This window comes from Pseudonocardia spirodelae (assembly GCF_037727765.1).
In the GTDB taxonomy this organism is placed as follows: domain Bacteria; phylum Actinomycetota; class Actinomycetes; order Mycobacteriales; family Pseudonocardiaceae; genus Pseudonocardia; species Pseudonocardia spirodelae.
In genome coordinates, this window is the sequence record NZ_JBBJUP010000025.1 from 56,753 (window position 1) to 78,353 (window position 21,601).

At 76.0% G+C, this 21,601-nt stretch carries 20 protein-coding genes; 10 read left to right on the top strand and 10 right to left on the bottom strand.

The window, feature by feature from the left end:
* Nucleotides 1-7 precede the first annotated feature (7 nt).
* Both WJX68_RS23655 and WJX68_RS23660 read left to right on the top strand, forming a co-directional pair.
* Nucleotides 8-475: a cupin domain-containing protein gene (locus WJX68_RS23655; RefSeq protein WP_340294881.1), complete on the top strand. Its 468-nt coding sequence runs from the start codon at nucleotides 8-10 to the stop codon at nucleotides 473-475.
* The gene (locus WJX68_RS23660) at nucleotides 472-1,167 is read left to right on the top strand and encodes a YwaF family protein (RefSeq protein WP_340294883.1); all 696 of its coding nucleotides are present in this window, start codon (nucleotides 472-474) and stop codon (nucleotides 1,165-1,167) included. The genes WJX68_RS23655 and WJX68_RS23660 overlap by 4 nt, the downstream gene beginning before the upstream one ends.
* Here the strand turns inward: WJX68_RS23660 and WJX68_RS23665 are convergent.
* Nucleotides 1,124-2,062, bottom strand: a complete 939-nt coding sequence (locus tag WJX68_RS23665) for a LysR family transcriptional regulator (protein ID WP_340294885.1) — start codon at nucleotides 2,060-2,062, stop codon at nucleotides 1,124-1,126. The genes WJX68_RS23660 and WJX68_RS23665 overlap by 44 nt on opposite strands.
* 104 nt (nucleotides 2,063-2,166) lie before the next feature.
* Here WJX68_RS23665 and WJX68_RS23670 point away from each other — a divergent pair, with 104 nt between their 5' ends.
* Nucleotides 2,167-3,246, top strand: a complete 1,080-nt coding sequence (locus tag WJX68_RS23670; protein ID WP_340294887.1) for a tartrate dehydrogenase — start codon at nucleotides 2,167-2,169, stop codon at nucleotides 3,244-3,246.
* A 35-nt stretch (nucleotides 3,247-3,281) separates the two neighbouring features.
* On the opposite strand, the gene WJX68_RS23675 is transcribed toward WJX68_RS23670, so the two are convergent.
* Complete coding sequence (locus WJX68_RS23675) at nucleotides 3,282-3,521, bottom strand: hypothetical protein (RefSeq protein WP_340294889.1); 240 nt, start codon at nucleotides 3,519-3,521, stop codon at nucleotides 3,282-3,284.
* Between the two features lie 60 nt (nucleotides 3,522-3,581).
* On the opposite strand from WJX68_RS23675, the gene WJX68_RS23680 reads away from it, so the two are divergent.
* Entirely contained in the window at nucleotides 3,582-4,460 is an 879-nt protein-coding gene (locus tag WJX68_RS23680) for an alpha/beta fold hydrolase (RefSeq protein ID WP_340294891.1), read from the top strand.
* Here WJX68_RS23680 and WJX68_RS23685 read toward each other — a convergent pair.
* Complete coding sequence (locus WJX68_RS23685; protein WP_340294893.1) at nucleotides 4,450-6,204, bottom strand: sigma-54-dependent Fis family transcriptional regulator; 1,755 nt, start codon at nucleotides 6,202-6,204, stop codon at nucleotides 4,450-4,452. The genes WJX68_RS23680 and WJX68_RS23685 overlap by 11 nt on opposite strands.
* 137 nt (nucleotides 6,205-6,341) lie before the next feature.
* On the opposite strand from WJX68_RS23685, the gene WJX68_RS23690 reads away from it, so the two are divergent.
* Both WJX68_RS23690 and WJX68_RS23695 read left to right on the top strand, forming a co-directional pair.
* Nucleotides 6,342-7,814, top strand: coding sequence for a flavin-containing monooxygenase (locus WJX68_RS23690; RefSeq protein WP_340294895.1), 1,473 nt, complete (start codon nucleotides 6,342-6,344; stop codon nucleotides 7,812-7,814).
* Nucleotides 7,815-7,852: 38 nt separating this feature from the next.
* Nucleotides 7,853-8,662 carry an alpha/beta fold hydrolase gene (locus WJX68_RS23695; protein ID WP_340294897.1) on the top strand — a complete coding sequence of 270 codons (810 nt, stop codon included), beginning with the start codon at nucleotides 7,853-7,855 and terminating at the stop codon, nucleotides 8,660-8,662.
* A 17-nt stretch (nucleotides 8,663-8,679) separates the two neighbouring features.
* Here WJX68_RS23695 and WJX68_RS23700 read toward each other — a convergent pair whose 3' ends face one another.
* Nucleotides 8,680-9,297 (bottom strand): TetR/AcrR family transcriptional regulator, encoded by a 618-nt coding sequence (locus tag WJX68_RS23700; RefSeq protein ID WP_340294899.1) that lies wholly within the window; start codon nucleotides 9,295-9,297, stop codon nucleotides 8,680-8,682.
* Complete coding sequence (locus tag WJX68_RS23705) at nucleotides 9,294-11,171, bottom strand: flavin-containing monooxygenase (RefSeq protein ID WP_340294901.1); 1,878 nt, start codon at nucleotides 11,169-11,171, stop codon at nucleotides 9,294-9,296. Before WJX68_RS23705 ends, WJX68_RS23700 begins: the two co-directional genes overlap by 4 nt.
* Before the next feature lie 86 nt (nucleotides 11,172-11,257).
* Between WJX68_RS23705 and WJX68_RS23710 the strand changes: the two genes are divergently transcribed.
* Together WJX68_RS23710 and WJX68_RS23715 are read left to right on the top strand one after the other, a co-directional pair.
* Nucleotides 11,258-11,908 carry a nitroreductase family protein gene (locus WJX68_RS23710; protein ID WP_340294903.1) on the top strand — a complete coding sequence of 217 codons (651 nt, stop codon included), beginning with the start codon at nucleotides 11,258-11,260 and terminating at the stop codon, nucleotides 11,906-11,908.
* A 19-nt stretch (nucleotides 11,909-11,927) separates the two neighbouring features.
* A complete protein-coding gene (locus tag WJX68_RS23715; protein WP_340294905.1) occupies nucleotides 11,928-13,484 on the top strand; it encodes a class I adenylate-forming enzyme family protein in 1,557 nt (518 codons plus the stop codon).
* Nucleotides 13,485-13,526: 42 nt separating this feature from the next.
* On the opposite strand, the gene WJX68_RS23720 is transcribed toward WJX68_RS23715, so the two are convergent.
* The 3 genes from WJX68_RS23720 to WJX68_RS23730 form a co-directional block, all read right to left on the bottom strand.
* Nucleotides 13,527-14,372: a 3-hydroxybutyryl-CoA dehydrogenase gene (locus tag WJX68_RS23720; RefSeq protein ID WP_340294907.1), complete on the bottom strand. Its 846-nt coding sequence runs from the start codon at nucleotides 14,370-14,372 to the stop codon at nucleotides 13,527-13,529.
* Between the two features lie 127 nt (nucleotides 14,373-14,499).
* On the bottom strand, nucleotides 14,500-16,167 hold the full coding sequence (locus WJX68_RS23725; protein ID WP_340294909.1) for a lipopolysaccharide biosynthesis protein: 1,668 nt from the start codon (nucleotides 16,165-16,167) through the stop codon (nucleotides 14,500-14,502).
* A 26-nt stretch (nucleotides 16,168-16,193) separates the two neighbouring features.
* On the bottom strand, nucleotides 16,194-17,384 hold the full coding sequence (locus WJX68_RS23730; RefSeq protein WP_340294911.1) for a hypothetical protein: 1,191 nt from the start codon (nucleotides 17,382-17,384) through the stop codon (nucleotides 16,194-16,196).
* Between the two features lie 212 nt (nucleotides 17,385-17,596).
* On the opposite strand from WJX68_RS23730, the gene WJX68_RS23735 reads away from it, so the two are divergent.
* A complete protein-coding gene (locus WJX68_RS23735) occupies nucleotides 17,597-18,835 on the top strand; it encodes an amidohydrolase (RefSeq protein ID WP_340294913.1) in 1,239 nt (412 codons plus the stop codon).
* Nucleotides 18,836-18,845: 10 nt separating this feature from the next.
* Here WJX68_RS23735 and WJX68_RS23740 read toward each other — a convergent pair whose 3' ends face one another.
* Together WJX68_RS23740 and WJX68_RS23745 are read right to left on the bottom strand one after the other, a co-directional pair.
* The gene (locus tag WJX68_RS23740; RefSeq protein ID WP_340294915.1) at nucleotides 18,846-19,745 is read right to left on the bottom strand and encodes a serine hydrolase; all 900 of its coding nucleotides are present in this window, start codon (nucleotides 19,743-19,745) and stop codon (nucleotides 18,846-18,848) included.
* Nucleotides 19,742-20,608, bottom strand: coding sequence for a LysR family transcriptional regulator (locus tag WJX68_RS23745; RefSeq protein ID WP_340294917.1), 867 nt, complete (start codon nucleotides 20,606-20,608; stop codon nucleotides 19,742-19,744). Before WJX68_RS23745 ends, WJX68_RS23740 begins: the two co-directional genes overlap by 4 nt.
* A gap of 85 nt (nucleotides 20,609-20,693) precedes the next feature.
* Here WJX68_RS23745 and bla point away from each other — a divergent pair, with 85 nt between their 5' ends.
* The gene (gene bla / locus WJX68_RS23750; protein ID WP_340294919.1) at nucleotides 20,694-21,599 is read left to right on the top strand and encodes a class A beta-lactamase; all 906 of its coding nucleotides are present in this window, start codon (nucleotides 20,694-20,696) and stop codon (nucleotides 21,597-21,599) included.
* Nucleotides 21,600-21,601: the final 2 nt, after the last annotated feature.

Here is a 21,601-nt window from a genome sequence, read left to right on the forward strand (position 1 = left end):
GGCCGCCGTGAGCCGCATCGTGATGCCGACGGGTGAGACGATCGACGTGCTGCACAGCGGCGCCCCGGCCTTCGAGTTCGAGGCCGTCGTGCCCGCCGGGGTGGCCGGTCCCCCGCCGCACCGGCACCGCGGCGCCACCGAGGCGTTCACCGTGCTCGAGGGCGTCCTGCGGGTGCGGGTCGGGGGCTGGACGAGCCTGCTGCACCCCGGCGACGGGATCGTGGTGCCGCCCGGGGTCACGCACTCCTTCGGCAACGGCGGCGACGCACCGGTGCGCGTGCGCACCGTCGAGACCCCGGCCGGGTCGCTGGAGGAGCAGTTCCGCATCCTCGCCACGGCCGGGCGGCTGCCGCCGCTGCGCCGGCTCGCCCGGCTCAACGTGGCCCACGACCTGGACTTCTCCCTCGCCGGCCTCCCCGACGCGGTGCAGCGCCCGCTGTGGCGGCTGCTCGCCGCGCTGCCCGGGCGGCCATGACCCACTTCGTCCCCTACGGTCCGACGCACTGGGCCGCGCTGACCGTCGGCGTCCTCGGCGGGGCCGTGCTCGTCCTGCTCGGACGGCGGCTGCGCGGCACCCCGGCGGAGCGGCGGTTCTCCCGGGCGGCCGCCGTCGTCGTGGTGGTGCTGCTGGTCCCGCTGCAGCTGCGGCTGCTGACCCCCGCCGCCTTCGACGTGCACATCTCGCTGCCGCTGCAGCTGTCGGACCTGTCGTGGGTCACCGCCGCCGTCGCGCTGTGGACGCGGCGGTGGTGGGCGTGCGCGCCGCTGTACTACTGGGGCCTCACCCTCACCCCGCAGGCGCTGCTCACCCCGGCGACCGACGCCCCGGACTTCCCGCACGTCGCGTTCCTGCACTTCTGGGCGCTGCACCTCCTGGTGACGTGGGCCGCGGTGTACCTGACCTGGGGCGCCGGGGTGCGCCCGGACTGGCGCGGGATGGGCGTGGCCCTGGCCGCGACGGTGGCCTGGGCCGCGGTCGTGCTGCCCTTCGACCTGGCGGCGGGGACGAACTACGGCTTCCTCGCGCACAAGCCGACCAACGCCTCCGCGCTGGACCTGCTGGGCCCGTGGCCCACCTACCTGGTGGTCGAGCTCGTGCTGGTCGCGGCCGGGTGGGCGGCGATCACGTGGCCGTGGACGCGGCGCCGGGAGCGGGCCCCGGTCTGAGGGGCAGCCGCTGCGCCAGCCCGGCGACGAGGTGGTCGAGCGCCGCCACCACGCGGCGCGGCGGGGCGGCGTCGTGCACCGCGAGCAGGTCCGCCGACGGCGTCGGGATGCCGTCGAGCACCTGCACCAGCTCACCGGCGGCGAGCAGCGGCGCGACCTGCCACAGCGAGCGCATCACCAGGCCGCGCCCGGCGCGGCACCACGCGGTCGCGACCTCGCCGTCGTTGCAGGTCATCGCGCCGGTCACGCGCACCCCGGCCGGGTCGGCGTCGGTGCCGAAGCGCCAGTGCGCGTAGGCGGTGTCGTTCTCCCGGATCACGATGCAGTCGTGCTCCGCGAGGTCGCCCGGGGTGCGCGGGGCGCCCCGGCGCGCCAGGTACGACGGCGCCGCGCACACCACGCGGCGGTTGCGGTGCAGCACGCGGGCGTGCAGCCGCGAGTCCGGCAGCGGCCCGACGCGCACGGCGAAGTCGTACCCGGATCCGCCGACCGCGACCGGCAGGTGCGACAGCTCCAGGTCGATGCGCAGGTCCGGGTTGGCCGCCTCGAACGTCCCGAGCAGCGGGGCGACGTGCGCGCGCCCGAACCCCATCGACGAGTGCACGGTGATCCGGCCGTGCAGCCCGGCGCGGCGGCGGCCGATCTCGTCCTCCAGGTCGTCGATCCGGCCGAGGACGTCGCGGGCGCCCTCGGCGTAGCGGCGGCCCTCCTCGGTGAGGGTCAGGCGCCGGGTGGAGCGGTTCACCAGGCGCACGCCCAGGCGTCGCTCCAGGCGCGCGAGCCGCTTGCTGACCGCCGACACCGAGACGCCCCACTGCCGGGCGACCTCGGTGAGCGTCGCGGCCGCCGCGACGCCCGCGAAGAAGCTCAGGTCGTCGAGATCCGGCAGCTCCACCGGCATTCCTTTCCCCTGACGAAAGACTCTCCGGTCCGGATGGGACTTCTCCGCGGTCCGGTCGCTGCTCAGGATAGAAGCAACCGAGTCGAGGAGGACACGACATGACCACGCACCGCATCGCCGTCATCCCGGGTGACGGGATCGGCAGGGAGGTCGTCCCGGAGGGCGTCCGGGTGCTGCGGGCCGCCGCCGAGCGGTTCGGCATCGGGCTGGAGCTCACCGAGTTCGGGTTCGCGAGCGCCGACCACTGGCTCGAGCACGGGACGATGCTGCCCGAGGACTGGTTCGAGCAGCTGCGCGGCTTCGACGCGCTGTTCTTCGGCGCCGTCGGGTGGCCGGAGGTGCTGCCCGACCACGTGTCGCTGTGGGGCAGCCTGCTGCAGTTCCGGCGCCGCTTCGACCAGTACGTCAACCTGCGCCCGGCCCGGCTGCTGCCCGGCGTCGCGTCGCCGCTGGCGGGCCGCTCCCCCGGCGACGTCGACATGCTGATCGTGCGGGAGAACACCGAGGGCGAGTACTCCTCGGTCGGCGGGCGGATGTTCGAGGGCACCGACCGCGAGGTCGTCATCCAGGAGACCGTGATGACGCGCACCGGCGTCGACCGGATCCTGCGCTACGCCTTCGAGCTCGCGCGGCGGCACCCGAACCGGCACCTGACCTCGGCGACGAAGTCCAACGGCATCGCGATCACCATGCCGTACTGGGACGAGCGGGTCGCCGCGATGGCCGCGCAGTACCCCGACGTGGACGTCGACTCCGCCCACATCGACATCCTCGCCGCCCGGTTCGTGATGAGCCCGGAGCGCTTCGACGTCGTCGTCGCCAGCAACCTGTTCGGCGACATCCTGTCCGACCTGGGCCCCGCCTGCACCGGCACGATCGGCGTCGCACCGAGCGCGAACATCAACCCCGAGCGGACCTTCCCCAGCCTGTTCGAGCCGGTCCACGGCTCGGCGCCGGACATCGCGGGCACCGGCGTCGCGAACCCGGTCGGCCAGATCTGGTGCGGCTCGATGATGCTGGAGCACCTCGGCGAGCACGAGGCCGCCGCCGCGGTGCTGGCCGCGGTCGAGGAGGTCGTCGGGCGGGGCGGCGCGGGCGTCACCCCGGACCTGGGCGGCACCGCGACCACCGCGGAGCTGGGCGCCGCGATCGCCGGGGCCGTGCGGGACCGCCGGTGACCCGCCCGCCGGGCGCCGCGGCGACGCGGACCACGTCAGCCCTCGAGCAGCGCGAGCGGGCGCCGGGCCGCGTCCGGCGGCAGCCGGCGACGGCCGCGCAGGTGCCGGAACACCGGCGCCAGGACCGGGTCGGCGAGCAGCTCCGGGCGCGGCACCTCACGGCCGACCGGCACGAGCTCGCCGGGCGCGTGCCGGCCGCCGGGGTGGGGCCGGACGGGTCCGGTGAACGCGAACAGCGCGACGACCCCGCCGCCCGGCCCGGTCCGGTAGACCACGGCCCGGTCGCCGGGCGCGGTCCCGGCCAGGCAGCACGGTGCGGGCGGGGGCGCGGCGCGATGAGCCTGTTCCCCACCTCGTTCACCGCCCGCACCGTCGACGCCGGCGGGACGGCCGTGCACACCCTCGTCGGCGGCGACGGCCCGCCGCTGCTGCTCCTGCACGGCTACCCGCAGACCCACGTGATCTGGCACCGGGTCGCGCCGCTGCTCGCGGAGCGGTTCACCGTCGTCGCGACCGACCTGCGCGGCTACGGCGACAGCGCGGCCCCGCCCCCGGGCCCCGGCGACGCCGCGTACGCGAAGCGGGCGATGGCGGCCGACCAGCTCGCCGTCATGGCCGCGCTGGGGTTCGGGCGGTTCGCCGTCGCCGGGCACGACCGGGGCGGGCGGGTCGCGCACCGGCTCGCCCTCGACGCCCCGCACGCGGTGTCGGCGCTGGCCGTGCTCGACATCGTCCCGACCCGCCACGCCCTCGACCACGCCGACGCCCGGTTCGGGCACGGCTACTGGCACTGGTTCTTCCTCACCGCCCCGGCCGGGATCCCCGAACGCCTGATCGGCCACGACCCGGAGTTCTGGATCACCGCGCGGATGCGGTCGCGCCACCACGGCGGCACCCCGTTCGACGAGCGCGCGATCGCCGAGTACGTCCGCTGCCTCACCCCGGACACGATCGCCGCGTCCTGCGCGGACTACCGCGCCGCGGCCGGGATCGACCGGGAGCACGACGGGGCCGACGCCGCCCGCCGCGTCACCGCGCCGCTGCTCGCGCTGTGGGGCGCGCACTCCTTCGTCGGGCGGACCTACGACGTGCCCGCCGTGTGGCGGGAGCACGCGCAGGACGTGCGCGGCGTCGCCCTGGACGCCGACCACTACCTGCCCGAGGAGCGTCCGGAGGAGGTGGCCCGCGAGCTGACGGCGTTCCTCAGCCGGTGATCCGGTACTGCGCGATCTTGCGGTAGAGCGTCGAGCGGGCCACCCCCAGCGCGGCCGCGGCCGCGGCCCGGTTGCCGTCCGAGTCGCGCAGCGCCGCGACGATCGTGTCCCGCTCGGCCCGGTCCACCGGGCGCAGCGTCGCCGACGGCGCGCTGCGGCACGACGCGGGCAGGTCGGCCGCCTCGACCGTCCCGACCGGGCGCCGGCCCAGCGCCGCGGTCAGGGCGTCGCGCAGCTCGGCGACGTTGCCCGGCCACGGGTGTGCGGCCAGCGTCCGCAGCGCGGCGCCCGACAGCCGCACCGCGCGGCCCGGGGCCAGCTCGGCGAGCAGCGCGGTGACCAGGCCCGGGAGGTCGGCGGGGCGGCTGCGCAGCGGCGGCACCGGTACCGACGCCCGGAAGCGGGTGAGCTCGGCGTCGCGGGCCGGGTCGGGCGCCGCGGTGTCGGACCGGGTGCCGGCGATCCGGCGCCCGGGCGGCAGCGCGGGCAGTGGAGTGCTCCGCCGGTCGAGGTCGCGCGCCAGCACCAGCGCGTCCGGCCCGGCGGCGTCGAGCCGGTCGGCGAGGTCGGCGCCGTCGTCCCCGGCGGCGAGCTCGACGACCGGGCCGGGCGCGCCGTCGCGGACCAGGCGGGCACGCCCCGACCCGGCCTCGCCGGTGACCAGCAGCGGGGTCCCGGCCGCCAGCGCGGCGGCGACCGCGGCGGCGGCCGAGCGCCGGGCCGGGCCGCCGCCCGCGGCCGGGCCGGTCGTCGTGGCCGCTCCCGGCGCCGCCGCACCGGCCCGCGACGGCGGCGGCCCGGCGGCGGGCACCACCGGCCCGGCGGGCGGCTCGCCCAGCAGCGTCACCACCGCGACCAGCCCGGCCACCGACCCGCCGACCGGGACGACCGCGCCGCGCAGCCGCGCCCGCGCACCCGACGGGAGGTCGACGCGGTCGTCGACCCCGGGGCCGCGCAGCAGCAGGAACCGGGCGTGGTCGGTCAGGGCGGCGTGGTCGCCGGGCCCCAGCAGGGTCTGCATCGCGGTGTTCGCGAGCACCGTGCGCCGCCCGACGGCGAGCACCGCCCGCCGGGTCCGGGACTCGGTGCGGGCGTAGGCGTCGAACAGCGCCTGCTGGGCGGCGTCGCGGTCGTGCAGCAGCGCGTCGGTGATCCGGGCGGCGGCCGAGCGCACCAGCGACAGCAGCAGCGGCGAGGAGTGCTCGGCGCGGCAGGACAGGTCGAGCACCGCCTCGACGCGCCCGGTGGCCGGGTCGTGGACCGGGGCGCCGGCGCAGGCGTAGTCGTGCAGCTGCTCGACGAAGTGCTCGGCGCCGACGATGTGCACCGGCCGGCCCGACTCCAGCACCGTCCCGACGCCGTTGGTGCCGACGGAGCCCTCGGCGTAGCCGAACCCCTCGGCGAAGGCGTTGCCGTCGGCGGCCCGGGCGATCGCGGCCTCGGTGTCGAGGCGCACGAGCAGCCGGGCCCGGTCGTCGGTCAGCGCGACGCACACCCCGATGCCGGCGACCTGCTCGGCCAGCTGCTCCATCACCGGACGCGCGCAGCGGACCAGCCGGGACCCGGTGTCGAGGTCCGGGTGGAAGCGGTTCGCGATCATCGCGGGGTCCACGCCCCCGGCGATGCTGCGCCGCCACGAGGCGGCGACGTGCTGCGGCACGCCGGGCAGCCGGGCGTCGGGCCGGTCGAGCAGCGCGGCGCGCGCGGACACGAGCTCCCGCCGACGGGCGAGCGGATCCCCCATGCCTGCACCTCTCTGTGCTCGTCCTCACATCATGCGTCACCGGTCAACAGCCTCCGGTGTCCGAAGTTCGGACACCGGACGGTCCCGCGGCGGACCTAGTTTCGGGTGACCACCGTCACGGACCGCCCGGAGGACCCATGACCGCCACCACCGCCGAGCACGTCGACGTCCTGATCGTCGGAGCCGGGGTGTCCGGCATCGGCGCGGCGCACCGGCTGCGGGAGGAGTTCCCGGAGCGGAGCTTCGTGCTGCTGGAGGCCCAGGACGCCGCCGGCGGGACGTGGTGGACGCACCGCTACCCCGGCGCCCGCTCCGACAGCGACCTGTTCACCTACGGCTACCGGCACAAGCCGTGGCGGGGCCCGTCCATCGCCGCCGGCGGCGAGATCCTGTCCTACCTCGACGAGGTCATCGCCGAGGACGACCTGGCCGGGCACATCCGCTACCACCACCGCGTCACCGGGCTGTCCTGGTCATCGCCGCAGAACCGGTGGACCGCCGAGGTCACGCGCGCCGACACCGGCGAGACGCTGTCGATCACCGCGTCCTTCCTGTGGATGTGCCAGGGCTACTACAACCACGACGAGCCCTACACCCCCGAGTGGCCCGGGCTCGACCGCTTCGAGGGCCGGGTCGTGCACCCGCAGGCGTGGCCGGACGACCTCGACACCGGCGGGAAGCAGGTGCTGGTCATCGGCTCCGGCGCGACGGCGGCGACCGTCGTCCCGGCGATGGCCCCGGACGCGGCGCACGTGACGATGCTGCAGCGCTCGCCGTCGTACTGGTTCCCGGCGCCGACCGTGCACGAGCTCGCGACGATGCTGGAGCCGCTGGACCTGCCCGCCGAGTGGACGCACGAGATCCTGCGCCGCACCTACGTCCAGCAGCTCGACTGGCTCGCCACCACCGGCCGCGACGACCCCGACGCGCTGCACGAGTTCCTCGTCGAGTCCATCCGGCCGCTGCTGCCCGAGGGCGTCGACGTCGAGAAGCACTTCGTGCCGCGGTACCGGCCGTGGCAGCAGCGCATCGCGTTCGTCCCCGACGGCGACTTCTTCGCCGCCATGCGCGCCGGGAAGGCCTCGGTCGTCACCGACACCATCGCCGGGTTCACCGAGAAGGGCGTGGAGCTCGACTCCGGCGAGACGATCGAGGCCGACGTCGTGGTCACCGCGACCGGGTTCAACCTGTCGGTGTTCGGCGACGTCCCCTTCAGCGTCGACGGCGAGCCGGTCGACTTCACCCGCTCGGTCACCTGGCGCGGCCTGATGATCAGCGGCGTGCCGAACATGGCCTACGCCTTCGGCTACTTCCGGCACAGCTGGACGCTGCGCCTGGACCTGGTCAACGACGTCATCACCCGGATCCTGGCGCGGATGGACGAGCGCGGGCACCGGGCCGTGGTGCCGACGCTGCGCCCGCAGGACGCCGACATGCCGCTGCTGCCGTGGGTGTCCGAGGACAACTTCAACCCCGGCTACGTCGGCCGCTCCCAGCACCGCATGTTCCGCCAGGGCGACCGCGAGCCGTGGACCCACATGCACGAGCACGACGTCGACCGGGTCGAGCTGCCGAAGGCCGACCTCGACGACGGCCTGCAGTACCGCTGACCCCGCCCGCCCCGACCACACCCACCAGGAGACCCACCGTGCCCCGCATCCCCGTGTCGACCGGCGTCGAGCTGCACTACGAGACCGCAGGCGACGGCGACCCCCTCCTCATGATCATGGGGACCTCCGGGGCGCTCCCGCTCTGGGGCGAGCTCGCCGCACGGCTCGCCCAGACCCACCGCGTCATCACCGTCGACAACCGGGGCATGGGCGGCAGCGACCGCGGCGACGGCCCGATCTCCGTCGCCTCCATGGCCGCGGACTGCGCCGCGCTGCTCGACGCGCTGCAGGTCCCGCGCGCCCACGTCCTGGGCTGGTCGCTCGGCTCGGCGGTCGCGCAGGAGATGGCGCTGGCCCGCCCCGAGCAGGTCGCCTCCCAGGTCCTCTACGGCACCTGGGGCCGCTGCGACGGCTTCCAGCGCGCCGTGCTCACGGCGCTGCGGCTGCCCTACGTGCACCGCGACATGGAGTCGGCACTGGCGGCGTCGGGGATCGCGTTCTCCCCACAGGCCCTCGACGACCCGGACGTCGGCGCGCTGCTGGAGGCGCTGCTCCCGGGGTTCCCGCAGGACGAGGCACAGATGCAGGTGACGGTCGAGCAGTGGGACGCCGACCTCGCCCACGACACCCTCGACCGGCTCGGGGCGATCACCGCGCCGACGCTGGTGGTGGTCGGCGAGCAGGACCTGCTGACGCCGCAGTGGCAGTCCCGCGCGGTGGCCGAGCGGATCCCCGGGGCCCGCTTCGAGCTGGTCACCGGGCCGGGATCGAGCCACTGCATGCACCTGGAGCGGCCGGAGGACCTGACGAAGGTCGTCACCGGCTTCCTGGGCGGGCAGCGGATCTGACGTCCGGGCCGCGGGGATCAGCGGATCCGCAGGCCGTCGAACAGCAGCGCGGTGTGCGCCGCGACGACCGCGTCGGCGTCGGCGTCGGACTCCCCGCGGATCCAGCCGCTCACCCCGTTGAGCATGTCGAGCAGCCCGAGCGCGGCCAGCGTCGGGTCGGTCTCCCGCAGCTCGCCGCCGCGCATCCCGGCGGCGAGCACGTCGCGGACGCGCCGGTGGTAGTGGCGCACGTGGCCGTCGATCTCGGCCCGGTGCTCCGGGGTGAGCGCCGCGCGCTCGTGCAGGCCCACCAGGTACTCGGTGCGCCGGCGCAGCAGGTGCCGGACGTGCGCGCGGACCAGCTCGGCCAGCCGCTCGGCGGGGGTGCCGGCCGCGTCGAGCAGGGGCAGGTTCTCCTCCACCGGCTCCCGGGTCACGGTCAGGCAGATCGCGTAGAGGATCTCCTCCTTCGAGCGGAAGTGGTGGTAGAGGCTCGCCCCGCGGACGCCGATGGCGTCGGCGATGTCGCGCATGCCGACCTGCGCGTAGCCCTGGTCGGCGAAGATCCGGGCGGCGGCCCGGACGATCTCGGCGCGGCGCTCGGTGGTGCGCTTGCGCCGCGCGGCGGGCTGCGGGATCGGCTCCGGGACGGTCACCGCGCGGGCTCCGCGCGGAAGTCGGCGAGGTCGGCGGCGCGGGTCATGCGCCAGTAGTCGACGATCCGCCAGGGCATGGTGCACACCACCCGGCCTGCGGCGTTGCGGTACCAGTTCGTCATCCCCGGGTGGGTCCACAGCATCCGGGCGTGCGCCTCGTCGTGCCGCCGGGTCCACTCCGCCTCGACCTCGGGGCGGACCTCGACCGACCGCAGACCCTTCTCCGCCATCGTCACGACCAGGTCCACCAGGTAGCGGACCTGGCACTCGGCGATCGTGATGTAGCTGCCGCCGTGCCCCAGCACGGTGCCCGGGCCGCAGGTCACGAACAGGTTCGGGAAGCCGGGGACGGTGATGCCCAGGTGGGCGCGCGCGTCCTCGGGACCCCACACGTCGTCGAGCCGGACACCGTCGCGGCCGCGGATCTCGATCGGCCACAGGTAGCGGTGGGTGTGGAACCCGGTGGCGAGCACGACGACGTCGGCCGCCACCTCGGTGCCGCCGTCGCCGCGCAGCCCGGTCGGGGTGACCTCGGCGACCGCCTCGGTCACGAGCGTGACGTCGTCGCGGCGCAGCGCCCGGTACCAGCCGTTGTCCAGCAGCATCCGCTTACCGAACGGCGGATAGGTGGGTAGCGCCTTCGCGACGAGATCCGGGCGCCCGTCCAGCTCGGACTCCAGGTACCGGGTGAAGACGCGGCGGTGGGCGTCGTTGACCGCGTTCACCGACCGCTGCGGGTGCTCCCACTCCGGGTCCACCTGCAGGCTGGCGTGCACCCGGTCGTTGAAGTTCCAGGCCAGCCGGGCCCGGTACCAGCGCCGGTAGAACGGCACCCGCGCCATGAGCACGGCGACGGCCGGGTCGACCGGGGTGAAGTAGACGTCGTTGGGCGCGACCCACTGCGGGGAGCGCTGGAACACCGTCAGCTCCCGCGCCCGGCCCGCGATCGCGGGCACGACCTGCATCGCGCTCGCCCCGGCCCCGACGACGGCGACCCGCCTGCCGTCCAGGTCGAGGTCCGCGGGCCACCGCGCCGTGTGGAACGCCGGGCCGGCGAACGTGTCGAGGCCGGGGATGTCCGGGACCCGCGGCCGGTTCAGCGCCCCGGTGGCGCTGACGAGGATCCGGGAGGTGAACGCCGCACCGTCGGCGGTGCGGGTGGTCCAGGTGCCGCGCTCGTCGTCCCAGTCGGCGCCCACGACCTCGGTGCCGAACCGGATCCGGTCGCGCAGGCCGTGGGTGTCGGCGACGTCGCGCAGGTAGGCCTGCACCTCGTCCCGCTTGCCGAAGTGGGTGCTCCAGTCCCGCGGGTGGAACGAGTAGGAGTACAGCTGGCTGGGGGTGTCGACGCCGGCACCCGGGTAGGTGTTCTCGTACCACCCGCCGCCGACGTCGTCGTTCTTCTCCAGCACGACGTGGGCGATCCCGGCCTCGGCGAGCTTGATCGCGGCGAGCATCCCGGAGACACCGGCCCCGATGACCACGGCGTCGATGCCGGTGCCGGGCGCGACCCTGGCCGGCGCGGGGGCGAAGCCCATGTCCTCGGCCAGCATCTCGGCGTACTCCGGCGCGACGGGCTCGCCGTTGGCGAGCTCCAGCAGCTCGCGCAGGGCCTCGCCGGTCGGGGCGGGGACGGCGGGCGGGCGGCCCGCGTCGTGCGCGGCGACCGCGGCGGCGACGGCGGTGCGGATCTCCGCGGCCACCCCGGGCGCGAACCCGCCCTGGTCGTTGTCGTCCATCCCGCGGCTGCGGGTGGGCCGGTACGGGTCGCGCAGCCAGCGCCGGTCGCCGGTCAGCTGGTGCAGCACCGGCACGAGCGAGGGCAGGTTGGCGTGCTCCAGCGCGCGGAGCAGCTCCGGGTCGGTCGAGGCCACGTCGTCCCCCTCGGTCGCTTGACATGTGCACGGGGTCACACCACTATCCGCACCAGAACCTAACCACAGATAGGTAGGAGTTGGCGATGGAGCTGACCGAGGCGATGCGCACCGTGGGGACCTGCCGGTACTTCACCGCCGACCCGGTGCCGGACGCGGTCCTGCGCCGGGCCTTCGACGTCGCCCGGTTCGGCCCGCAGGGTGGCAACCGCCAGCCGGTCCGCTGGGTCGTCGTGCGGGACGCGGCCCGCAAGCAGGCGCTCGCCGACCTCTACCTGCCGATGTGGAAGGCCTATCTGGGCGGGATCGGTGACGGCACCGTGAACGTCGGCGCGCTGCCGAGGACCGTGCGCGACGCCGACCACTTCGCCGAGAACCTCGCGACCGTGCCGGCGATCGTCGTGGTCTGCGCGCAGGTCGACGGGCTGCACCCCACCGACCTGGAGCTGGAGCGGGTGTCGGTGGTCGGCGGCGCGTCGATCTACCCGACCGTGCAGAACTTCTGCCTCGCGCTGCGCGACCAGGGGGTCGGCTCGGCGGTGACCACGCTGCTCTGCCACCACGAGGAGGAGGTCCGGGAGCTGCTGGAGATCCCGGACGGGGTGCTCACCGCCGCGCACGTCGCCGTCGGCTACCCGGAGAAGGGCTTCCCCACCTCGCTGACCCGCAGCCCGGTGGAGGACATCGTCTCGGCCGAGACCTACGGCCGTCCGTTCTTCGCCGCCGCGGGCGTCTGACCGGGCCCGGAGGACGACCGTGGCCGACCTCGCCCCGCACCACCGCACGCTCCTGGGCCGCGCGACCATCGGCGACCAGCTGCGCCGGCACGCCCGCACCCGGCCGCACAAGGTCGCGTTCGTCGCCTACGACCTCGACGGCGTCCGCACCGAGACCACCTACCGCGAGCTCGACGAGCGCGCGAACCGCTTCGCACAGCTGTTCACCGCCCGGGGCATCGGGCGGGGCGGGCGGATCGCGTCGATGGCGCGCAACGCGGTCGACGTGGTGGCCGCCTACTACGGCGCGCTGAAGATCGGCGCCGCCTTCACCGGCGTGAACCCGCTCTACCGCGAGGCCGAGGTCGCCCACCAGCTCGGCCACAGCCGGGCCTCGCTCGTGCTCGCCGACGACGCGTTCGCCCCCGTCGTCGACGCGGCCCGGCCCGCCGGGGTCGACCGGCTCGGCTACGGCGCCGAGCTGGACGCGCTGCTCGCAGCGCAGCCCGCCACCGAACCGGAGACCGACCTCGACGAGAACGACGTCGCCCTGATCGTCTACACCTCCGGCACCGAGGCCGCCCCGAAGGGCGTGCTGATCCCGCACCGCAACTACCTGGCCTCCACCGCCCCCGCGTGGGGCTGGGGCCTGGACACCGGGCCGCGCGACACCTGGCTGTTCGTCATGCCGTTCCACACGATCGCCGGGCTCGGGTCGATGACCAGCCTGACGCTGATGGGCGCCACCCTCGTGCTGCCCGCGAGCGCCGACCCGGCCACGGCGCTCGGGGTCATCGGACGCGAGCGCGTCACCGTGATCGCACAGACCCCGACCTTCTACATCGCGCTGTCCGCCCAGGACGGCTTCGGCCCCGGCACGGTCGGCCAGGTCCGCCGGTGCATGACCTACGGCGGGCAGATCCCGCCGCACGTGATCGACGCGTGGTCGGCGGCCGCCCCGGAGGTCCTGTGGGGCACCTACTGGGGCCAGTCCGAACTCTCCCAGCTCGGCACGGTCGGCTTCTTCCGCACCCTGGACGAGGTCCCCGGCGGCGACCCGACCTGGATCGGGAAGCCGGTCACCCACCTGGAGATCCGGGTCGTGGACGCCGAGGACCGCGACGCCGAGGTGGGCGAGCTCATCTGCCGCTCGCCGTCGGCGATGCTCGGCTACCTCGACGATCCCGAGCGCACCGCCGCGGTGTTCCGCGACGGCTGGGTGCGCACCGGCGACATGGTGCGGATCGACGCCGACGGGAACCTGTTCTTCCACGACCGTCTCAAGGACATGATCAAGACCGGCGGGATGAACGTGTCGTCGCAGGAGGTCGAGCGGGTCGTGCACGAGCACGCCGGTGTGGAGCGGGCCGCCGTGGTGGGGCTGGCCGACCCGTACTGGTCCGAGGCCGTCACCGCCTTCGTCGTGGCCCGGCAGGGGTGCGAGCTCACCGCCGAGGAGCTCGTCGCGCACTGCCGGGCCCGGCTCGCGGCCTACAAGGTGCCCAAGGCGGTCCACCTGGTGCCCGAGCTGCCGGTCGACCCGCAGGGCAAGATCCTCAAGCGGCGGCTGCGCGCGGCGGAGGCCGCCGGGTCCTGACACCCGGGGCGAGACCGCCCCGGGTGTCCCGGGACGCCCCCGTCAGGGGTAGGTGTGGAAGCCCCGCCCGGTCTTCTTGCCGAGCAGGCCGGCGTCGACCATCCGGGCGAGCAGCGGCGGCGGGGCGTACAGCGGCTCCTTGAACTCCGCGTACATCGACTCCGCGACGGCCTGCACGGTGTCCAGGCCGATCAGGTCCGACAGCGCCAGCGGGCCCTGCGGGTGCGCGCAGCCGCGCACCAGGCCCTCGTCGATGTCCTCGGCGGTGGCGAACCCGGACTCCATCATCCGGATCGCCGAGAGCAGGAACGGCACCAGCAGCGCGTTCACCACGAACCCGGCGCGGTCCTGGCAGTCGATGGCCTTCTTGCCCAGGCCGCCCTCGACGAAGGTCCGCGCCCGGGTCAGCGTGTCTTCGGCCGTCATCAGGCTCGGGACCAGCTCGACCAGCGACAGCACCGGCACCGGGTTGAAGAAGTGGATCCCGACGACCTTCTCCGGCCGCCCCGTCGCCACCGCCAGCTTCATGATCGGGATGGACGACGTGTTGGACGCCAGCACCGCGTCCGGGTCGGCCACGAGCCGGTCCAGCTCCCGGAAGATCCCGGTCTTGAGTGTCTCGTCCTCCGCGATCGCCTCCACGACGAGCTCGCGGTCGGCGAGCGCGTCGAGCCCCTCGACGACCTCGAGACGGGCCAGGACCTCCTCCGCGGAGCCGATCCGGCCGCGCTTCTCGGCCCGGGCCAGCGACGACTCCAGGCGGGCCCGCCCGGCGGCCACCGCCGCGGCGGAGGTCTCGACGACCCGCACGCCGTACCCGGCGCGGGCCGCGACCTCCGCGATCCCCGATCCCATCTGGCCGCAGCCGACGACGCCTACGCGCTCCATGCGCACCTCGTTCCCCTCGGGCGCCCCGGGATCACCGGGACGCGGTCGACCCGTCGAGGCTTCCGTCGCGGGGGCCGCGCGCACAACCCGGCGCCCCGCGGCGTGCGCGGACTCACCCGCCCAGCGGTCAGCGCCGCTCGGCCGTGCTCCCGACGGCGGGCAGCTGGACGGTGGGGGCGTCCGGCGCGGCGGGGCCGACCGGCGCCGGCTCCGGGGCCTCGGGACGCGCACCGGGCGGCGGGCCGCCGCCGCCGCGCAGGCTGCGGACCACCGAGAGCTCGGGGGCGAAGCGCGAGCGCAGCACGACCAGCGTCCGGAGGGTGGCGACGCCACCGGCGGCCGCGGCCGCCGCGAGGGTCAGCAGGTCGATCCCGAGCGGGCGCACGAGCGTCGCGACGCCCCAGGTCGCGACGACGGTCAGCACGAGCGCGGGCAGGTGCTTGAGGTACATCCGCAGCACCGCGCCCATCAGCCCGGGCGAGACGCGCGCGGAGAACTGCAGCATCACCAGGAAGTGGATCACGATGGCGAGCGACGCCCCGGCCGCGACGCCGGTCAGGCCCCACAGCAGCCCGCCGGTCACGGTGAGGGCGACGACGTAGCCGGCGTAGAGCCACTGCCGCCACGCCGCGCGGTAGACCGCCCCGGTCGCCCGGGTCAGCGAGGTGCTGATCTTGTAGGAGGTGCGCGGCAGCAGGACCAGCGCGAACAGCTGCACCAGCGGGACGACGGCGTCCCACTGGTCGCCGAGCAGCACCCGCACGACCTCGGGGGCGAGCACGCACAGCAGCACCGCGGCCGGTGCGGTGACCAGCGCGACCAGGCTGGCGCTGCGGACGTAGGCGGCGCGCAGGCGCGGGCCGTCGTCGCGGACCCGGGCCATCGCCGGGAACAGCGCCTTGTCCGCGGCGCCGCCGATGATGTTGGCGGGCTCGGACAGCAGGTTGTAGGCGCGGCCGTAGACACCCAGCGGGGCCGTGCCGAGCGCGTTGGCGACGACGAGCTTGTCAGCGTTGAGCGCGAACCAGTTGCCCAGCTGGGCCAGGGAGAACCCGGCGCCGTAGCCGAGCAGCGGGCGCAGCCGCGCCCACGTCGCGGACGGCCCCTCCGGGCGCAGCCGCGGGCGGGTCAGCGCGAGGTAGCCGAGGCACTTGGCCGCACCGGCGGCGATCTCGCCGAAGGCCAGCGCGCTCGCGCCGAAGCCGGCGGCGGCCAGCGCCACGCTGACCCCGATCAGGGCCGGACCGGCGGCGACGAGGTCGACCGTCGCCATCGAGCGGAACCGCAGGTCGCGCTGCAGCAGCCCGAGCGGGGTCGCGGCGCCGCCGGCGAGCAGCAGCGCGATCGACAGCAGCGGGAGCAGCCCGGAGTCCGCGGGCAGCCCGACCAGCGGGCTGAGCACCGGCGCCCCGAGCGCGAGCACCGCCGCGAACACCGCGGCGGTCAGCACCGAGAACCAGAACGCCGCGGTGATGTCGCGCTCGCCCAGGTCCTCGCGGTGCACCAGCGACGCGGCGACGCCGAGCTGGGTCACCAGCTGGGTCAGCCCGACGACGAGCAGCGCGGCCGCGGCCGCACCGAACTCGTCCGGGGTGAGCAGGCGGGCCAGGGCGACGGTCGCGCCGATCTGCAGCACCGCCTGGCCGACGGTCCCGGTGAAGGCCCAGGCGAAGCCGCGCGCGGTGCGGGCGGTCAGCGACGCACCGGCACCGGGACGGTCCGGCCGGGGCTCCGGGCCGACCCGCTGCAGCGGGCGGGTCGGGTCGTCGGACGGGTCGCCTCCGGGTCCGGTCACGCGGGGTCCTCCGGTTCTCGGGCGGGTCAGCGCGTCCCGCGGAGTGCGGGATGCAACCGTCCGACGGTACCGAGGGCCCCCGCCCAGGCGAGCTGGGTGGCCGCGCGGCGGGCGGTCTCGCCGCGCCGGGGCGCGCCCAGCAGCCGGGCGCGGTTCATGCCCGAGATCGCCGGGTGGAACACCGAGTTGCCGACCCCGCGGGTCAGGACCAGGTCCGGCAGCCCCTCGACCGACGCGCGGTAGGAGTCCGGGACCCCGTTGAGGCTCCAGCAGTGCTCCCAGTCCGGCGCCGGGTCCGGGTAGGGCAGGACGAACTCCAGGTCCAGCACCTTGAGCCCGGCCCGGTCGTCGTACACCAGGTTGTGCGGGGACAGGTCGAGCACGAAGCGGCCGCGGTCGTGCAGGTCGCGGCAGAAGCGCAGCAGCGCGCGGACGACCTCGGGCCGCAGCTGCGCGAGCTCGCCGGGCAGGCGGCGCAGCACGTGCCGGCCGGTGTCGCCGTAGAAGGGGGTGAGCAGCCAGTTGTCGCCGCGCTCCAGCAGCTCGGGGACCTCGGGCAGGTCGCCGAGCGCGAGCCGCGCGTCGAGCTCGCGGTCGAAGGCCTCGCGGGCGCCGGGCCGGAACACCTTGCACACCGACGGCCCGTGCACCGGGTGGTGCACCAGCGCGACGCGGGCGCGGAAGCCGGGCGAGGTGCCCCCGAGCATGCGCACGACCGGGAACGGCATCGAGCAGCGGCGGGCGAGCGCGGCCACCGGGGCGACGAGGCGCTCGCGCAGACCCGGGTCGCCGACGGCGTCGATCAGGTCGAGGGCCTGCTCCGGCGAGGACGACGCCTGCACCGGCAGGTAGCGGTCGCGCGGCGGGACGCGGCGCAGCACCCGCTTCTCGGTGTAGTCCAGCACGGCCAGGACCCGGTCCGCCGGTGCCCGCACGCCGGACATGCCGACCGGGGCGACGACGTCGCAGGCGATGACCAGCGCGTACGGCGCGCCGCACGGCACCGGCCGGGCCGGCGGGGCCGGGACGATCCCGCGGACCCGTGCGGCCTGCAGGTCGTCGAGCACGATGACATCGAGGATCTCGAGCCCGCGCGCGACGCCGGCGACCGCCTCGTCGAGCAGCGGCGCGGCCGCCGACCGGACGACGAACACCGACAGACCCCGCCAGGAACCCGCGCCGTCCGCGGTGACCGGCCGGATCTCCTCGAGCGTCATCGACTCGTCCCGAACTGTCGCTCCATGGGCGAATCGTAGGGGGTGGCTGAACACGCGGTTAACTCGACCGGTCCTGTGCCCGTCGCCGGGATGGCCGATCCACCCGTTCGTGTCGCGGCACCGGGGTGACGGCCGGACGGCCGAGCAGGGCCCCGTGCGCCCGGACCCGCGGCCGGGTGCGGGTACCGCGCCCGGTCACTAGGTTCGGCCGGGTGAGCAGCGCCGACCCCGCCGACCTGGCCGACGTGTACCGCGACCTGCACCGCCACCCCGAGCTCTCCTTCGCCGAGACCCGCACCGCGGGCGTCGCCGCGGGCCGGCTGCGCGCCGCCGGCTACGAGGTGACCGAGGGCGTCGGCCGGACCGGTGTCGTCGGGGTGCTGCGCAACGGGGAGGGCCCCACCGCGCTGCTGCGCGCGGACATGGACGCGCTGCCGGTCACCGAGGAGACCGGGCTCGCCTACGCCAGCACCGCCCGCGCGACGACCCGCGACGGCGAGGAGACCGGCGTCGCGCACGCGTGCGGGCACGACATGCACGTCACCTGCCTGATCGGGGCGGCGCAGGAGCTCGCGGCCGCCCGCGACACCTGGGCGGGCACGCTGCTCGTGGTGTTCCAGCCCGCCGAGGAGTTCGGCGCCGGTGCCGACGCCATGCTCGACGACGACCTCTACGCGCGTTTCGGCACGCCGGACGTCGTCCTCGGTCAGCACGTCGCCCCGCTGCCCGCCGGGCTGCTCGCCGTCACCCCGGGCCCGGCCTTCGCCGGCAGCGACACCCTGCGCGCGACCCTGCACGGCTCGGGCGGGCACGGCTCGCGCCCGGAGACGACGGTCGACCCGGTGCTGCTCGCCGCGGCGACGGTGCTGCGGCTGCACACGATCGTGCCGCGCGAGGTCGCGGCGAGCGAGACCGCCGTGCTCAGCGTGGGCACCCTGCGGGCCGGGACGAAAGAGAACGTCATCCCGGACTCCGCGGAGCTCGGGCTGACCGTGCGCTCCTACACCGCCGCCGTGCGGGACCGGGTGCTGGCGGCCGTGGAGCGCACGGTGCGCGGCGAGGCGGCCGCGTCCGGCGCGCCGCGCGACCCCGAGGTCCGGCTGCTGGAGTCGTTCCCGCCGGTGGTCAACGACGCCGCCGCCGTCGGGCGGACGCGCACCGCCCTGGCCGCGGTCACCCCGCTGCCGGTGGTCGACCCCGGCCCGGTGACCGGCAGCGAGGACGTCGGCCGGTTCGCGGTCGCCGCCGGGGTGCCGTGCGTGTTCTGGCTGCTCGGCGGGGCGGACCCGGCCGCGTTCGAGGGCTGCACGACGGTGGAGGAGATCCGGGAGCGGACCGCGTCGCTGCCGTCCAACCACTCCCCCCGCTACGCGCCGGTGATCGAGCCGACGCTCTCGACGGGGGTCGCGGCACTCGTCGCGGCGGCCCGGGAGTGGCTGCCCGCCGGCTGACCGGCCCGGCTCAGACGGCGGGTGCGCGCAGCGCGTGCACCGCGACCCGCGCGGCGGCGCCGATCGCCGCGTCCGCGCGGGGCACGGTGGCGTCGCTGCGGGCGGCGTGGGTGTAGACGGCGACCGCGACCGGGTGCTCCCCCGGGTAGGTCACGACGCCGACCTCGTTGCGGACCGCGCCGACGGTGCCCGTCTTGCCCGCGACCGCGGCGGCCGCGGGGAATCCCGCGCGCAGCCGGTGCGGCCAGATCTGCGCGCCGAGCACCCGGCGCGCGAACGCCGTCGACGCCGGCGAGGCCAGCTCCCCGCGCCACAGCAGGGCGAGCAGCGCCGTGGTGTCGGCCGCGGTGGTCGAGGACCCGTAGACCGGGCTGAGCGCGCGGATCTCGACGGGCACGTCGTTGTCGGCGAGCACCCCGAAGGCCGCGGCGACGTCGTCGGTTCCGGTGTCGGCGAGCAGGTCGGCGAACACGTCGTCGGTGCCGCCGCGGATGCGGGTACCGCCCAGCCCCAGCTCGGCGGGCAGCGCCGCCACCCGGTCGCGCCCCACCCGGGTGTGGACGACGTCGGCCGCGGCGTTGTCCGACGCCGTCACCATCGACGTCACCAGGTCCCGCCAGCTCATCGTGACCGGGTCGGACAGCGCGGAGATCCCGGTGCCGCCTGCGGTCCGGCGCTCGGGCACGACGACCGGCTCGCGCGGGTCGATCCGGCCCGCGTCGACCTCCCGGCAGTACGCGACGAGCACGAAGACCTTGTAGACCGACGCCATCACCACCGGCACGTCCGCGCCCGCGCCGACCGCGCGCCCGGCCCAGCCCGACCCGTCGCCGGTGACCGGGCGGGCGTGCAGCCAGCCGCGCACCCCGGCGTCGCGGAACACGGCGCGGACCGCGGCGGCGGTGCTCACGCCCCCTCCCGCAGCACCCCGGCCAGCGCGTCGACGACGCCGTCGGGCACGCCGTCGCGGTGCACCACCCGCACCCGGAACGGCACCGGCGCGCCGGCGGGCTCGCGGCGGGCGACGCCGTCGGCGCCGAGCCCGGGGTCGGCGGTCAGCGCGAACGCCGCACCGGTCGCGACCAGCGCGAGCGCCTCCGCGGGCGACGCCGCCCCGGCCGCGGAGGCCGGGCAGCCGCGCGTGTCGAGGGTGTCGAGCAGCAGGTCGTGCGCGGCCGGTGCGTGGGCGCGGGGCGCGGTGGCCAGCGCCAGCCCGCGCAGGGCGCGCAGCACGACGGGGCCCGGCCCGGCCGCGGGATGGCCCGCGGGCAGCAGGACCGCCGTCGGGAGCGCCACCACGGGCCCGCCGCGCGCCGACTCCAGCACCGTGGGGTGCGCGACGACCGCGACGTCCAGGGTGCCGTCGGAGACGGCGTCGACCAGCGCGACCGTCGTCGTCACGGTGGGCGCGACGCGCAACCCGGTGACCGCGGCCGCGCGCGCGGCGAGCCGCGCCGTCGTCGCGGGGCCGAGGTCGGCGACGACGCCGAGGCGCAGCAGCCGGGCGGCGTCGGCGTGCCGGGCCGCGGCGCGGGCGAGGGCCTCGGCGTCCTCCAGCAGGGCGCGGGCGCGCGGCAGCAGGTCCCGCCCGGCCGCGGTCGGCGCGACGCCGCCGGGACCGCGGTCGAACAGCACCACGCCGAGCCGGGCCTCCAGGCGGCGCAGCCCCTGTGACAGCGGCGGCTGCGCCATCCCCAGACGGGCCGCCGCCCGGCCGAAGTGACGTTCCTCGGCGACGGCGACGACGAAGCTCAGGTGCCGCAGCAGGTCCACCGGCCTCACCCCATATCCATCGAGTATCACACGCGGAGCACGATGATATTCGCGCTATCACCCCTCCCTGCGCCACCGTGCGTCCATGACGATCTCCCGCCGCTCCCTGCTGCTCACCGGTGCCGCACTCGCCGGAGCCGCGCTGACCGGCTGCGCGGGCGCGCCCGCCCCGGCGGCGCCGGCGCCGGCCGCTCCGGCACCCGTACGACCGATCCCGGCGATGGCGGAGGTGGAGCGGCGCTGGGGCCGCACCGTCGGCGTGCACGTGCTCGACACCGGGACCGGCGTCGCGGCCGGGCACCGCGACGGCGACCGCTTCCTGCTCTGCTCGGTGACCAAGGCCCTGATGGCCGGGTTCGTGCTGCACCGCTCGCTGTCCGACCCCGGGCTGCTCGACCGCACCGTCCGCTGGAGCCGCGCGGACCTGCTGGAGTACGCACCGGTCACCACGCGCGCCCTCGGCACCGGGCTGACCGTCGCGCAGCTGTGCGAGGCCGCCGTCACCGTCTCGGACAACACCGCGCACAACGTGCTGCTGCGCGAGGTCGGGTCCCCCGCCGACCTCACCGCCTGGCTGCGCGGCACCGGGGACACCGTCACCCGCTCCGACCGCACGGAGACCGCGCTCAACGACCGCGACGGCGACCGCGACACCTCGACCCCCGCCGCGCTCGGCGCCACGCTGCGCACGCTGGTGCTCGGCGACGCGCTGCCGCCCGCCCAGCGCGACCGGCTCGCGGGCTGGCTGCGCGCGAACACCACCGGCGACCGGCAGATCCGCGCCGCCGTCCCGCCCGGCTGGACGGTCGGGGACAAGACCGGCACCGGCCCGCTCGGCCAGCGCAACGACTCGGGCGTGCTCTACCCGCCCGACGGCGCCCCGGTCGTGCTGACGGTGTTCACCGTCCCGGCCGACCCCACCGACAAGGCCCGGGGCGAGGCGGCCGTCGCCGACGCGGCCCGGGCGGCGATCGCGGCGGTACGCGCCTGAGC